A 15,032-nucleotide genomic window follows, 5' to 3' on the forward strand; every position below is an offset into this window, starting at 1 on the left:
ATGCGCTCGCTATCTCGGTTCACAATAGAAACGCCGCAAAGCCAATGATGCCGATCGAATCGAAAAAACCTCGACCAGGTACAAATGCGTTACAAGCTGAGACCTGTTTCTAATGAATTCAGCGAATCTCATGCAACGCTCAAGAAAGCCCAGGGTATTGTTGATCAACCCCTGGATTCACGATTTTGCCGCCTATGACTTCTGGGCCAAACCATTGGGCCTGCTGCAGCTGGCCGGCATTCTTCGAAGCCACGGTGTTTCCGTGGACTACATCGACTGCCTGGACCGCTTTCACCCCCGGTCACGCCCCGTAAACCCGCTGGCCCGCCATGGGCGCGGCCCCTATCTCAAAACGCCTATTCCCAAACCGGCGGGCTTGGAAGATGTTCCCAGAACCTACTCCCGCTACGGCATCAGGAAAAGCTGGTTCCGGGAATCGGTGTTGGCAGTGGAGAAACCGGATCTGGTCATGGTCACCTCTTTGATGACCTACTGGTATCCGGGTGTCCGGGAGACCATCGCGGAGCTGAAGACCATGCTGCCCGATGTGCCGGTCGTGCTCGGGGGCGTGTATGCCTCCCTGTGCCGTGAACACGCCGAACGGCATTCCGGTGCGGACCGGGTCGTCGCCGGTTTGGGCGAACAACACGTGCTCGCACTGGTGCAGGCGTTTACTGGATTTGCCATGGCGCCGCGGTTCGATCCGCAACAATTGGCTTCCTACCCCTATCCGGCCCTCGATCTGCAGCGCCGCGTGACGTACGCACCTCTGATGACGTCGCGGGGGTGCCCCTTTGAATGCGCCTACTGCGCTTCCCGCTATTTGAATCCGGGGCGGATGGAGCGGGAACCGGAACTCGTGATCCGGGAGATCGATTACTGGCATCGCCGCTACGGTGTGGTCGACTTTGCCTTTTACGACGATGCCCTGCTCGTGAATGCCCGGAATCACATCCTGCCGGTCCTGGAAGGGGTGCTTCGCAGGAGGCTCAGTGTGCGGTTTCACACCCCCAACGCCCTGCATGTTCGTGAAGTGAAGCAGGCGACGGCCGCCCTCATGTTCGCAGCCGGTTTCGAGACCATTCGGCTGGGACTGGAAACCGCCGCCTTCGCGCATCGCGGCGCCCTGGATGCCAAGGTGACGGCGTCTGAATTCGAACGCGCTGTGGATGTGTTACAACGCGCCGGGTTCAAAAGGAGGCAGGTGGGCGCCTATCTTCTGTTCGGGCTGCCCGGGCAGACCATTGCCGACATTGAAGCCTCCATCCGCATCGTCAAAAATAGCGGCATCACGCCGGTGATCGCCCACTACACCCCCATTCCCCACACGGCCCTCTGGCCGCAGGCGGTGGCCGCGTCCCGCTATGATTTGGAGAAGGATCCCGTTTTCTCCAACAATGCGATCATGCCCTGCAGCCAAGAGCCTTTCTCATGGGAGATCGTCAGCCGGCTGAAACGCCTGGCCGGCGATCATTCCTGATCCCCTGTTCTACGTTGCCACCATTCAACGTCGAATGTGGTTTATTGGCTTACTGTATTCAGTTTTTCTGGGCAATCGGTCAAGAGCACATAAAGAGCGGGTCGATGTTCAGTGTTCGATGTTGGACGTTCACCTTAGGCTTCTGGGCTCTGACATCTGATCTCCGACCTCTGACTTCTGGTTTTACCCTGACGCACAGGTCGTCTTGCTTGACAGTCCGTCAAGCGATTCGATAAGATACAGGGAGCGGCAACGGGTTCCACAGGGTTGCAACCCGAATCTGCACGCCGCCGCCCGAACGTGTCCGCTCTTACCTGTCAATACCGATCTGTTTAGCATGGCCGTTGTGCGGAAAGGACAACCATGAAGAGGACCGGACTGGCGCACATTCTCTGCGCGGTTGATTTTTCGCAATTCTCATCGTTGGTTACGGCCTGGGGCATCTTATTCGCCCGGCGTTTCGATGCCCGTCTGACCGTCATGCACACGGTCTATTCCCCGGGCGACCCCATTTACGCTTCCGCTGAATTCGAACGGGGCGGCGAACAAGGCCGCCGGCTTGCCGAAGCCCGTGAAAAGCTGGCGACCCTGATGCAGGGGTGTCCGGTCGACTGGGAGCCTTTGGTCGTGCCCGGCGACCCGGTGATAAAGGCGGCGGATGAAGCCAGGCGCCTGAAGGTCGACCTGGTGATTGCGGCAAGCCACGGCGTTTCGGCTTTCAAACGGCTGTTTATCGGTACCGTCGTCGAAAGAATGGCCCGCCGGGTGGCATGCCCGTTGCTGGTGCTGAGAAGTCTGCCACCGGAAGCCGGGAGTGACCGTATTGCCCGGCCGCCACTGGTGGAAAGGATCATGGCCGCCTGTGACCTTTTGGAATCCTCCGACAGTGCCGTGGGGCTGGCAGCCTTCCTGGCGCGGGCTTTCGATGCGGAGCTGCATCTGGCACACGTCATGGAGTCAGCGATCAACGAAGCCCTCGTGGACAGCACGGCCGGCCACTACGCCGACGTTCAGCAAACCCTGGCCGAGAAAACGGATATCAGGCTCAGGGAATGCATTCCTCGGGATGTCGCGGAAGAACTCAGGATCCGTACGCTTCTGGAACAGGGAGCCCCGGGTGACCGGCTGCTGGTTGCTGCGGGAAAGACGGCGCCGGACATGCTCGTCATCGGTGTCCGGTATCACCATGCCCTGGGAAAGCTGCTGATAGGTTCGACCACGGAAAAAATGTTGCGCCGGGCGCCGTGTCCGGTGCTGGCGGTGCCGGGCGCCGTTGTCGAAAAAACGGGCAAAGCGTTTTCGGAAACCCTCAAAACCACCGGAATCGTCAGGGATCCCGTCTACATGGATCATGAAACCGCCCCGGGGCACCCCGAACAACCGGGCCGCCTCGCGGCCGTTTACGACGTACTGGACGACGGCCGGCTGGGCGATCATCTTGTCGTCGTTCCTCCACGCCGGGCGGAAGCCGAAGAGATCCTGGCGGTTCACTCCCGTGAATACCTGCAGCAGGTGGCCGCCAGCCGGCATCATGCCAGGGCCGCCCTGGCTCCGGATACGCCCGTGTCGAGGGGATCTTACCGGGCGGCGCTTTACGCCGCCGGCGGTTTGCTGGCGTTGATCGAGCGGGTGGTCGCGGGTGAGCTGAAAAACGGGTTTGCCCTGGTAAGGCCGCCCGGTCACCATGCCGAACGCAATCGTGCCATGGGGTACTGCCTTTTCAACAACGTCGCCGTCGGTGCCGCTTATGCCCGCAATCTGTCAGGCATCGAGCGCATCCTGATCGTGGACTGGGATGTCCATCACGGCAACGGCACGCAGCATATCTTCGAAATCGACCCCACGGTGCTCTTCTTTTCAATACACCAATATCCCCATTTCCCCGGCTCCGGTTTCTTTACCGAGGTCGGCATGGGGGCAGGGGAGGGTTATACCGTCAACATTCCCCTTGCCGGAGGATACGGTTCGGGGGATTACGCAGAGCTGTTCGATCGGGTGCTGCGGCCGCTGGCTTACGAGTTCAAGCCGGACCTGATACTGGTTTCGGCCGGCTTCGACGTTCATTCTTCCGACCCGCTGGGAGGAATGCGGGTGGACAGCGAGGGGATTGCCGTCATGACCCGGATTCTGATGGAAATTGCAGAAGAAACCTGCCGGGGGCGGCTGGTGTTTACCCTGGAAGGCGGTTACGATCTCGAGGCCATGGCCGGCGGCGTCAAAGCCGTTTTGCGTGAACTGACGGGACTTTCTGTTACAAACATCGCGAATTTCAGGAAAGAAACGGTTAAGCAAAAGCGGATAGCCACCGCTATTCAGCATCTGAAACAGGTGCACGGAAACTTCTGGCAGTGCATGCAGTGAATCCCGACTTTGAAACGATTGCAGAGGAGTTCTTTATGGACAAGGTTCGCATCATGGAGGCTTCGGTAAAAAAATGGCAACGCATCATCGACGGCAAGGGGAGCGACGGCGGTGTGCTGGATTGTCCGCCCTGCAGAATTTACTACGTCCTCGTCTGCTTTGGCTGCCCCATAGCAGAGTACACCGGGAAAAAATTCTGAAAGGACAGTCCTTATGTTGCCTGGTACTGGCATCAAAACAATGTCCACGGTAAAATTCGCAAGAAGGTCTACTGCCCCGAATGCAGGCGGCTGGCAAAGGATATGCAGAATTTCATGATCGAAATCCGCGACCACCTGATGCAGGAAAACGCCCGAAAAAAATCCGGATCGGCGGCAATGGACAAGAACGGGGAAACGGCATGAGGGTAAAGACGCGATGCAACTTCTTTTTTTCACGGCTGTCTTCACATCGATAGCGGAAATCGCAACCTTCTGCTCGGTGGGATTCATGCTTTGCCGGGGATGGAATACCACCTTTGCGGAAGCGGTTTCCTATGCCGTCGTTACGACCCTGATGCTGCTTTCACTGCTTTTTCAAATGGCTATGGTGAGCGGGTTGCACGGTCTTCTCACCGTGGTGGAAATCGTTCTGCTGGCCGTGTCCGCAGGTTTCCTCTGGAGACGCCGTTCTCAATTCGGAAGGGAGTCAGCAGCCTTCTTCACGTTTTGGAAGGCAAATCCTCTGGCCGTGTCCGCAATCGCCTTGGGGCTGGTTTATATGGTCGCCCTGGCGTTGAGCATCCCCCCGGACGCGGCCGGCTGTAAACAGCTCAACCAGATCGTTTACTTGCGGGACAACGGTATTTGGGCCGCGCCGGCCGCATCGCACGGCATGCCGGCCTTTTTCCCGTTCAACCACGCCGCCCTGGCTTACATGTTCCTCCGGTTTGACACCGATGTGGGCGTCAACCTGTTCGGCTTGATGGCCTACGTCTCCATTGCCGGCAGCACCTATGCTCTGGCCCGGCGCTATGCCTGGCCGCCCACCGCACTGACCGTCTCCCTGATTGTACTCAGCATGCCGCGGATGGTGTATCAGGCGACGACGCCGGGAGGCGAGATCGTTCCGGTGGCCGTCGGGCTTTTTTGCCTGTTGGCGGTGTACCGGATCGTGGAAAGATTGAACATCAATGAACTGCTTCTACTAGTGGTGGGAATCGCATTTGCCGTTTCAGGTGAAAAAGCGGAGTTGATCTTTCCGACGCTGGTGTTGGTGCTTGCCTGGGTGCTGCTTGTTCGACGGCACGGCAGTGTCACCCTGCTGTCGCTGGTATCGGGCCACAAGGCCAGGACCCTGGCCGCCATCCTGCCTCTGCTGTTGTTTTCCCAGGTGTGGCTGGTGGCGATCAATGTCGCTCACGGGAATGATTGGCTCGGAAGTCAGGCGGCGTTCGGCCCGTTTTACAACCAGGATGGTTTGCAGGGCGCCCTGGCCAATGCTGTCCGCTATACACTGGAATCCATACACCTGACACTGCCGGCGGAACTTTTTTGCAGCAGGGTGTTGGGGTTCAGCCCGATTGAATTGCTGCAATGGCTTTACGGCCTTTTACCAGGCTATCTTGACGGTACGGCCGGAGCGACGGAACCGTTTGCCATCACATGGGCGCCCGGCGGTTCCCAGTCATGGTTCGGTCCCTTCGGGTTTTTACTCATTTTTCCGGCGATGGTGTACGCCATTTTGAGGGGGCCGCGCAGGCTGAAAGCTGTCGCCGTAGCCTTGACCGGCTACTGTTACCTCGTTAGCCTCGTGTATGCGTGGTCGCCGGGAAACGCCCGCCTTTTTTCCCTTTTTTTCGGCTGCGCCGGTTTCAGCACCGCCTTCCTTCTCCCACCCTGGCGCTTATCGCTCAGGGGCAAACGGGTGCTCCAAATCATGTGCATCATCCTGTTCTTTTATGCCCTGACATGCAACACCGCCAGGCCTCTGTTCCGCATGGGCACACCCGCGGCTAATACAGGTTTTCGCCTTTTCGAATAAACCGTGAAAATCCCCTTGCATCGTTGCCGGCAGCCGCGAGACGCCGGACGCCCTCTTTGAGGCTTTCGATATCGGAGGCGATGGAAAGTCTGAGAAAATGCAGGTTTTCGGTGCCGATGGCGCCGAACGACCGTCTGTCCATGACGGCTACGTGGTGGTCGTAAAGGGCGAACATCTGAAACAATGTGGACGGCGAGGTCAAGCAGCGGGTCTCTTCGGGAAGGTCCTGCATGGCCTCGAACACACCCAGGCGCCGGCACAATCCTGCTATGTTCGGAAAAAGATAAAAAGCGCCGCCGGGCGTCTGGCATCGGACACCCTCTATGTCGTTGAGCATGCGGACGATGACGTCGCGCCTTTTTTGAAAGGTAGACGCCATGTGCGCCATCCAGGGGCCGGAGGCCGGGTCCGTCAGAGCCACCGTGCCACCGGCCTGATTGTAGGGAGGCACGCAGCTGAAATAGTTGATGTTCATGTTTTTGAAGGCATCCGCCTCTTCGATGGTGGGCATGACGGCATAACCGATACGGCCTCCGGTCCAGGCAAAAGACTTGGAAAGTCCGCTGCTGACAATGGTCCGTTCCGCCATGCCGGGCACCGACGCGATGGAGTGGTGCTTCCTGCCGTCAAACAGGATGTTCTCATATATTTCATCGGAATAGACGCGGACGTGCGGACGGCACTTATCCATAATGACGTCGGCCATCGATTCGAGCTGCTTTTTTTCGGCCACGCCGCCGGTAGGGTTGGACGGAAAATTGAGAATGATCAGCTTGGTTTTCGGGGTGATCAATTTTTCCAACTGTTCGGCGGATATGGTGAAATTACGTTCTTCTTCGAGATGCAGCGGAACGGGCACCGCTCCGATGTAGCGGATAAAAGATTCGTAGATGGGAAAACCGGGGCTGGGGTAGATGATTTCGTCCCCCGGGTTGCAGTAGATCTGCTGGGCAAAACCGATGGAGGGTTTGCCCCCCGGGAAGATGCAGACATGCTCGGGGGTGACCTCCAGTCCCCGCGTTTCGTTGATCTGTCCGGCAACGGCTTCGCGGAACGGCAAAATGCCTTTGGGGTCGCAGTAGTGGGAATTGTCTTCCCTGATGTTGCGGATGACTGCGTTCTTGACCCATTCGGGGGCGCTGAAATCCGGCTCCCCGAGATTCAGTTTTATCACCGGCGACCCCGAAGCCTCCAATTTGGCAATGTGGGGGCCGATTTTGAAGGCGTTTTCGGTGCCGATCAACCGATTCCTGTCTGCATATAGGGACATGTTATAATTCTCCCGAGTTTTCGGCAAGTGCCGCCTGGGCAGCCGCCAGCCTGGCAATGGGTACCCGGAAGGGGGAACACGAAACATAGGTCAAGCCCAGATCATGGCAAAGCTTTATGGATCGCGGTTCACCGCCATGTTCACCGCAGATGCCGCACTCAAGGTCCGGATTCACGCTGCGCCCTTTGGTGACAGCTATTTTCATCAGTTCCCCCACACCGTCTTCATCAATGGTGGCAAAGGGATTGTCCGGCAGAATGCCTTTTTCCATGTATTCGAACATGAAGCTGGATTCCGCGTCATCCCTGGAAATACCATACGTTGTCTGGGTCAGGTCGTTGGTGCCGAAGGAAATGAATGCGGCGAACTCCGCAATCTTATCCGCCGTGAAGGCCGCCCTGGGAATTTCGATCATGGTTCCGAATTTATAATCGATTTCCATTTTTTCTTTCAGCATGACGCGGAGCGCCTCTTCTTCCAGAACCGAACGCTGGAGCTTGAGCTCGTTGACGTGGCTGGTGAGAGGAATCATGATTTCAGGGTGCACCGCCACACCGTCTTTGGCAACCTGGCAGGCGGCTTCGAAAATCGCACGGACTTGCATGCTGGTCAGCTCGGGGATGTGAATTCCCAGGCGAACGCCTCTCATCCCCAGCATGGGATTTTCTTCCCGGATGCTTTCGACGCGTTTCAGTATACTTTCCTTTTGTTTGACCTGGTCGAGCAATGCATCTATTTCCTGCAGGTTGCCGGCATGCTGCAGGCGTATTTTGAGGTCGGAGAGCTCGCGCATGAGGACCATGTTGCTGGGCAGAAATTCATGCAGCGGCGGGTCGAGCAGACGGATGATGACCGGCAGCCCGTCCATGGCACGGAAAAGCCCCGTGAAATCCTCCCTCTGGAACGGGAGCAGGGCATCAAGGGCTTCCTGCCTTTCGATCGGCAGGTCCGTCATGATCATTTTCTGCACGAAGGGAAGTCTTTCCGGTTCGAAAAACATGTGCTCCGACCGGCAAAGGCCGATTCCTTCGGCCCCGTAATCACGCGCCCTGATGGCATCGGCGGGGTAGTCGGCGTTGGCCCAGACCCCCAGCCGGCGGTATTCATCCGCCCACTTCAGCAGTTTGTCCAGCCAGGGGTCCTTGATGTCGGGAACGGTGGTGTCGAGCTGACCGATGTAAATTTCTCCCACGGTGCCGTCGATGGAGAGCCAGTCTCCCTCTTTGATAACGGTGTCGCCCAGTTCGATCTGCCGCTTGGCCATGTCGATCTTCAGGCCTGAAACGCCGACGACGGCCGGCTTGCCGAATTGGCGCGCCACCAGTGCCGCGTGGCTGGTACGCCCCCCCCGACTGGTGATAATGCCCTGGGCGGCCAGCATGCCGTGGACGTCATCGGGTCTGGTTTCCGGGCGCACCATGATGACCTGTTTGTTTTCCTCTTTGGACCATGTTTCGGCCAGGTCCGCATCCAGGGCCACCACACCGATGGCGGCGCCCGGGGACACATTCAGCCCTGTCGCAAAGAGGTTGCCCATTTCCTTGGCGACATCGACCGCTTCGATGCTGAACTGGGGATGGAGAAAGAAGTCGACTTGTGCCGGGGTCACCCGCATGAGCGCTTCCTCTTTTGAAATCAGTCCCTCTCCGACCATGTCGACGGCGATGCGTACGGCCGCCCGGGCCGTGCGTTTGCCGTCGCGGGTCTGCAGCATCCACAGCTTTTTCTTTTCAATGGTGAATTCGACATCCTGCATCTCCCGGTAGTGCTTTTCAAGGCGCTCGGCGATTTCCTCGAACTCCCTGTAGGCGGTGGGCATCTCGTCACGGAGCTGCGAGATGTCTTTGGTCATACGGATGCCGGCAACCACGTCTTCGCCCTGGGCATTGGTCAAAAAGTCCCCCTCGATGAACTTTTCACCCGTGGAGCCGTTGCGGGTCATGGCGACCCCGGTGGCGCTGTCGTCACCCATGTTGCCGAAAACCATGGTGACGATGTTGACGGCCGTGCCTAAGTCGTGGGGGATGCCGGCGGCGTTGCGGTAATCGACCGCACGCTTGCCGTTCCAGCTCTTGAAAACGGCTTCGGTGGCCAGCATCATCTGCTCATAGGGGTCCATGGGGAAATCACGGCTGGCGTGACGCCGGAAGACCGATTTGAACTGACGGGTGATGTCGATCCAGTCCGCCGCCTCGAGATCGGTATCCACTTCCACCCCGGCTTTTTCGCGGGCGGCGGTGATGACCTCTTCAAAGATGTCGTCCGGCAGGCCCATGACAACCGTGCCGAACATCTGGATCAGGCGCCTGTATGCATCGAACACGAACCGCTCATCCCCGGTCAGTTTGACCATGCCGTCGGCGGTCTCGTCGTTGAGGCCGATATTGAGGACGGTGTCCATCATACCGGGCATGGAAAACTTTGCCCCGGACCGGCAGGATACCAGCAGGGGGTTTTCGGTGGAGCCGAAGGATTTGCCGGTTTCCTCCTCGATGAGTCGCAGGGCTTTGATTTCCTGCTCCCAGATCTCTTCGGAAAAAACGCTCTTTGAGGCTAAATACGCGTTGCAGGCTTCTGTGGTCACGGTAAACCCCGGGGGGACCGGAGCGCCGATACGCACCATTTCGGCCAGGTTTGCGCCTTTGCCTCCCAGCAGACCGCGGACATTTTCCCAGTCGTTTCCCATGTGTTCTTCAGCCAGGTCCAGTTCATTGAAATGGTAAACCCATTTTTTCGTCATGACGGCACCTCAAATAAAATTGCAAGCTGGTATCACAGTGGCCTGCGATACGTTTTCACACCCCGTTGACCACACCGTACACGACATATAACAAATAGGGTGCGCGGCTACAATATTTTTGCTATTGTTGCGCCACGCTCATCATTTCAACGTTGCAAGGATGCAAGCATTTGACTGTTTTGGTGAATATTTGATCGTTTTCAGCAAAGAGGTTGAACCCCATGGCCGTGGAAAATGACATTGTCCTGATATACCTGGAAGACAACCCCCTTGTGTTTGCGCGCATAGAGAGCATTCTGCCGGATTCGAAACCGGACTGGTACCACGTGACCCTGCTCATGCTGCAGATTCCCCTGCAGGTGACCACCTGGATCTTGAGGGACGTCTACATCAACGGCGACACCTTTACCATGAATGGAAAAAAGATGCGCCTGGAGAAGGTGCGCGCGCCGGAGTCGCCAAAGCCGGCGGCAGACAAGGAGGATGCGGCTAAAGACAAGCCGGACAGGGGAACCGTCATTTCATTCAGGGATTTCAAAAAGGAATGAGGGGATTCATCGGTGACGAAGGGATGGGTGTGCGTTGAAAACTGTCATTTCCGCTTCGCGGAGGACCGATATCCCGGCATTCTACATGCCCTGGTTCATGGACAGGCTGCAAAGGGGCTGTTTTGAAGTGGTCAACCCCTACAACCGGCGTTCGAGACGGGTGCCCGCGTCGCCGGATGCCGTGCACAGCATCGTGTTCTGGTCCAAGAACTTCGGCCCGTTTATCGACGGAAATTACAACCGGCTTCTGCAGGATGCCGGCTATAATCTTTTTTTCAACTTTACGGTAAATTCAGAGGACCCCCTTCTGGAACCGCAGGTCCCGCCGCTCCGGCAGCGGCTCAAACAGCTGACGGCATTACAAAAGGGTGGTAACCCGAGGGGGGTCACCTGGCGCTTCGATCCCCTGGTGTTCTATTCCAAAGAAGATGGCGAGGTGCGGGATAATTTAAACGATTTCGAGATGATCGCGGCGGCGGCTTCCGATGCGGGCATCGAGCGGTGCATCACCAGCTTCATGGATTTCTACCCCAAGATCGGCAGAAGGATCAAATCGATGGGAGGGTTTGCGTTCCTGGACCCGCCGGTTGAGAAGAAAATTGAAATTCTCGGTCGCATGCAGGCCACGCTTTCATCGAAAGGGATCGTTCTCACGACCTGCTGCGAAAATGCCCTTTTGGAGGTACTTCCGGCGGATCTTGAGGTGAACGCCGGCGCGTGCGTGCCCAATGACCTGCTGGCGGAGTTGTATGGACCGGGGGTCTCGCTGCAGCGGGACAGGGGGCAGCGGGTCAAGGCGGGGTGCGGCTGCAAGGTGTCGGTGGACGTCGGCTCCTATGCGGAGCACCCGTGTTATCACAGGTGTTTGTACTGCTACGCCCGTCCCGCGGTGTCATGATACGGGTAAATTATTTGTGGTGTTAAAAGGATTCGAGGATTTCAGGGTTCGAGGGTTCGGGTGAAATAGAAATGGGCTCATTGCTGACAGGTCATAGCTCATGGCACGCTATCGGCTATGAGCTTTTTTCCACTCGACCCCCCGGCCCCTGGATCTCACAAACCTTCGGCTTTAGCCGAAGACGCTTGGTTTGGCTTCTGATAAGATCTTCGTGCCTTGGTGGCTGGCATCGATAGGAATCGAAGGCGTTTGGATATCATTGAATGAACCCGTGAAAATAGGGAACGTCACCCTGACCGACATGACCGTGCTTGCGCCCATGGCGGGGATCACCAATCTGCCCATGCGCCTCATGGCCAAGGAAGAGGGGTGCGCGCTGGTGTGCTCGGAGATGATCAGTTCATATGGATTGGTCTACAGGTCGCGAAAAACCCAGAAAATCATGGACAGCCATGTCAGGGAAAAGCCGCTTTCCGTGCAGATATTCGGTGCGGAGCCCGATGTCATGGCAGAAGCCGCGCGCATGGTCGAAGCTGCGGGTGCCGACATTCTGGACATCAATTTCGGTTGTTCGGTGAGAAAAATATTAAAATCGGGATCGGGTGCGGCGTTGATGCGGACTCCTCAAAAAGCCAGAGCCGTCATCGAAGCCGTCAGGCGGTCGATTCGCATCCCGCTGACCATAAAGATCCGTACAGGGTGGGAGCGCTCGGGCGAACAGGCCCATGCGATCGTCAGGATCGCGGAAGACAGCGGGGTGGATGCCGTTGCCGTGCATCCCAGGCTGGCAAGCCAGGGGTTCGGCGGCGAGGCGGATTGGTCCCTGATAAGGGAGATCAAGGCAAAGAGCCGTATACCGGTGATCGGCAACGGGGACATCGGCAAGGCCGAAGATGCCCTCAGAATGAAGCAGGAGACCGACTGCGATCTCGTTATGATCGGCAGGGGCGCTGTCGGTTATCCCTGGATATTTTCAGAGGTGGCCTGCTTGTCGAAGGGGGAGCCGCTTCGGAAGGTGACTGACGGCATGCGCATCGACATGATGAAGCGGTATCTGAAAGCGTCGGTGGCTTATCTCGGCGAAACGCATGCCTGCTACATGCTGCGCAGCCGCCTGGGCTGGTTTACCAAAGGTATGCCGCACAGCAGCAGCTTCCGTGAAGCGATCAAGCACATCTCCACCCAGACAGAAGCGCTGGAAATCATCCAAAACTACAAACGCCATACAGGGGGAAAACAGAAATGAACTGGTTGGCACTAGGCATCTTTTTTTCGATATTCTACATCCTCTATTCCCTGCAGCAGATGAAGATCGCTCTGAAAGATAACGGGTACGATGTCGATCTGCTTTCCAACCCCATGGAAGACCACAACAATTTTAAGGCCCTGATCGAGAAGGAGGAAGATCCCGGGAAGCGCGCCAAATATCAGAGTGTGCTGAACGGGTTGTACGTGGCCCTTGTCGGCATCGGCTTTATTCTGGCCTACATGTTTTTCGGGCAGGGGAAGTGACGACCGGATATTTGCCGTTTCGGTATCGGTCGTACCGTCACGATGGTCACCGCATGGCTATTGCAGCATGGATAACAAGAAGCCTGCCCGGCGCCCCAAAACCGGCCACAAAGAGCGATAAGCACACCTAATTAGGTGCAGAAGAGCAATGTTATCGTTGTTATTGGTTATAGGTCCGAAAGAATGAAAGGAATCGAATGTTAAAGGAGGATCCTAACTGGTGAAACGTATCGGTATTTTTGGTTGGGGGGTCGTAGCTCCTAAGTCACCCAATATAGAAGTTTTTGAACGAAATCTATCGCAAACCACTTCATGGTTGGAACCGCACCGGGGTTTCGGGCCATCCAATTTTTTAGTGGGACGTCCAGAATTCGACTTTTCTGTTTACAAATCATGGTTGGACGAGCGATTCGGCCCACGAAAATATTCTCAACTAGATGAAAAAATGGGTAACATGGTTAAATATGCCATTGGTGCCTTTATTCAGTCTCTCAATCAGAATCCAGGTGTGGAAAAACTGCTGCAGGACCTTGGAACAAAGGCGCATGTCTATGTCGGGACCGGGACTGGCGATTTTCCGCTGCAATACGACCGGGTAGTGGTTTACTACAAAGCTCAAAAGCGTTGGAATCGGTTTTGGTGCCGGGAGGATAAAAACAAGGAACTTGCCGCCTACCAGCGGGCATCCGCTGACGAGAAGCAGCGTATACGGAACCAGTTGAATTCACCGCCAGATCCTTCAGAAATGGATTCAAAAAATGAAATCTATGAGGATGCTCAGGAATCCTGGTATGCTTTCTGGATTCAGCGATCGGATGGATTGAAACGGTATCTTGAGGAATTGAGAGAGATCGAAGCGGAAGGGCTGACAGGGGACATCGATATTGGTAAAATGCATCTGATCCGAAGAAAGACGGGTGCCAGGCGAAAACTCAATGCGAAATACGGTTGTCCCATCGAACCGTGGAATGCGGTAGATCCAACATTACTTTGGAACATACCCAACATACCGGCAGCTCAGATTTCGATGATTGGTAAGATTACCGGGGCGACGTTTGCACCGGTAGCCGCCTGTTCAGGATTTGGGACCGCTTTGAAAGTTGCCATGAATGCCATTCAGCTTGGGCAGGCGAAAGCAGCGGTTATCGGGACGACCGACCCCGAGCCCCATCCCTTATCCGTAGGAACGTTTTACGGTGCCCGGGTGTTGTCCCATGACGGACAGGTATCAAAACCTTTTTCGGGTATGCGCGGCACACACATCTCAGGTGGCGCCTGTATTTGGATTGTTGCTGATGCCGACTATCTGATGAAAAAAGGTTTTAAACCAATTGGACTCGAAATTCTGAGCGTTTCACTGACCTCCGATGCCGATCACATAATAACCCCGTCGCAAAAAGGGCCGGCTGAAGCAATTCATGCGGCGCTTGACAGTGCCGGCATCCAAGCGGACGATGTGGCTACGTGGGATATGCATGCAACCGCAACACCCGGGGATTGGATGGAGTTTCAGAACGTCATTGAAATCTTTCCGGAGACCACGCGGTTTACAGCAAGAAAAGGAACCTTCGGACACGGCATGTCCGTCTGCGGTGGCTGGGAACTGACTGCTCAGCACCTGGGCTTTTCAAAGGGTAAATTGTTGCCGATCAATTTTGATGAAAATGAATTGCATGACAACATCCGTCCCTATCATCATTGTCTGGTGAGTGATGAACAGGAGGTTAAGAAAAGTGATATCGCAGGAAAAATCAACATGGGGATTGGTGGAATCAATGCATGTGTGATTTGTAAAAGATGGTAGCGCAAGAAGTTAAACTGATCTTGGACGAAATTAAAAAATTAAAAGGGACAGGTACTTAACGCTTTTTCAATAATATCCGCTCTAAAAAGAGCTTTCCAGCCTTCATGTGCGTCAAACCCGGCAAGATAATCGCCGGAAACATAGTGATGGGCGGATGCTTCAAGGTGGGATTTTATCGTGCGGGCGCACGCCGGCCCTTTAAACCGGCTGAAAACACTGTAATAGCGGAGGTTGTCTCTTCAGATCAATTCCGAAAGCCGTTTCAGGGAGTAGATCCCCGAAAGACCCTGGATCGGTTTGGGTACTTTCTCGTTTTTCGACTGAAAATGATGCTTGAACTGCTGGTAGTGTCTGGTGACGAACTCCCTGGATCCGATGATGCCCGAGTCCGTGAAAT

The 15,032-nt window shown here is 56.1% G+C and carries 11 protein-coding genes; 9 read left to right on the forward strand and 2 right to left on the reverse strand.

The genetic code is table 11. The features are described 5' to 3' along the window. Positions 1-130: 130 nt before the first annotated feature. The 4 genes from LJE94_01725 (at position 131) to LJE94_01740 (ending at position 5,863) form a co-directional block, all read left to right on the forward strand. Positions 131-1,480 carry a cobalamin-dependent protein gene (locus LJE94_01725; protein MCG6908823.1) on the forward strand — a complete coding sequence of 450 codons (1,350 nt, stop codon included), beginning with the start codon at positions 131-133 and terminating at the stop codon, positions 1,478-1,480. A gap of 363 nt (positions 1,481-1,843) precedes the next feature. Then, the gene (locus tag LJE94_01730) at positions 1,844-3,841 is read left to right on the forward strand and encodes a universal stress protein (protein ID MCG6908824.1); all 1,998 of its coding nucleotides are present in this window, start codon (positions 1,844-1,846) and stop codon (positions 3,839-3,841) included. A 35-nt stretch (positions 3,842-3,876) separates the two neighbouring features. Further along, entirely contained in the window at positions 3,877-4,041 is a 165-nt protein-coding gene (locus LJE94_01735; GenBank protein MCG6908825.1) for a hypothetical protein, read from the forward strand. Positions 4,042-4,258: 217 nt separating this feature from the next. After that, positions 4,259-5,863: a hypothetical protein gene (locus LJE94_01740; GenBank protein ID MCG6908826.1), complete on the forward strand. Its 1,605-nt coding sequence runs from the start codon at positions 4,259-4,261 to the stop codon at positions 5,861-5,863. Here LJE94_01740 and LJE94_01745 read toward each other — a convergent pair. After that, complete coding sequence (locus LJE94_01745) at positions 5,835-7,133, reverse strand: aminotransferase class I/II-fold pyridoxal phosphate-dependent enzyme (protein ID MCG6908827.1); 1,299 nt, start codon at positions 7,131-7,133, stop codon at positions 5,835-5,837. The genes LJE94_01740 and LJE94_01745 overlap by 29 nt on opposite strands. 1 nt (position 7,134) lies before the next feature. After that, positions 7,135-9,873, reverse strand: a complete 2,739-nt coding sequence (ppdK, locus tag LJE94_01750) for a pyruvate, phosphate dikinase (protein MCG6908828.1) — start codon at positions 9,871-9,873, stop codon at positions 7,135-7,137. 221 nt (positions 9,874-10,094) lie between these two features. Between ppdK and LJE94_01755 the strand changes: the two genes are divergently transcribed. The 5 genes from LJE94_01755 to LJE94_01775 all read left to right on the forward strand — a co-directional run bounded on the left by LJE94_01755 (position 10,095) and on the right by LJE94_01775 (position 14,635). Next, on the forward strand, positions 10,095-10,421 hold the full coding sequence (locus LJE94_01755; GenBank protein MCG6908829.1) for a hypothetical protein: 327 nt from the start codon (positions 10,095-10,097) through the stop codon (positions 10,419-10,421). A gap of 34 nt (positions 10,422-10,455) precedes the next feature. After that, positions 10,456-11,319 carry a DUF1848 domain-containing protein gene (locus LJE94_01760; GenBank protein ID MCG6908830.1) on the forward strand — a complete coding sequence of 288 codons (864 nt, stop codon included), beginning with the start codon at positions 10,456-10,458 and terminating at the stop codon, positions 11,317-11,319. Between the two features lie 259 nt (positions 11,320-11,578). Beyond that, complete coding sequence (gene dusB / locus LJE94_01765) at positions 11,579-12,565, forward strand: tRNA dihydrouridine synthase DusB (protein ID MCG6908831.1); 987 nt, start codon at positions 11,579-11,581, stop codon at positions 12,563-12,565. Continuing rightward, complete coding sequence (locus LJE94_01770) at positions 12,562-12,831, forward strand: hypothetical protein (GenBank protein MCG6908832.1); 270 nt, start codon at positions 12,562-12,564, stop codon at positions 12,829-12,831. Before dusB ends, LJE94_01770 begins: the two co-directional genes overlap by 4 nt. Before the next feature lie 220 nt (positions 12,832-13,051). Then, the gene (locus LJE94_01775) at positions 13,052-14,635 is read left to right on the forward strand and encodes a beta-ketoacyl synthase (protein ID MCG6908833.1); all 1,584 of its coding nucleotides are present in this window, start codon (positions 13,052-13,054) and stop codon (positions 14,633-14,635) included. Positions 14,636-15,032: the final 397 nt, after the last annotated feature.

The sequence above is a fragment of the Deltaproteobacteria bacterium genome (assembly GCA_022340465.1).
Classification (GTDB): Bacteria; Desulfobacterota; Desulfobacteria; order Desulfobacterales; family B30-G6; genus JAJDNW01.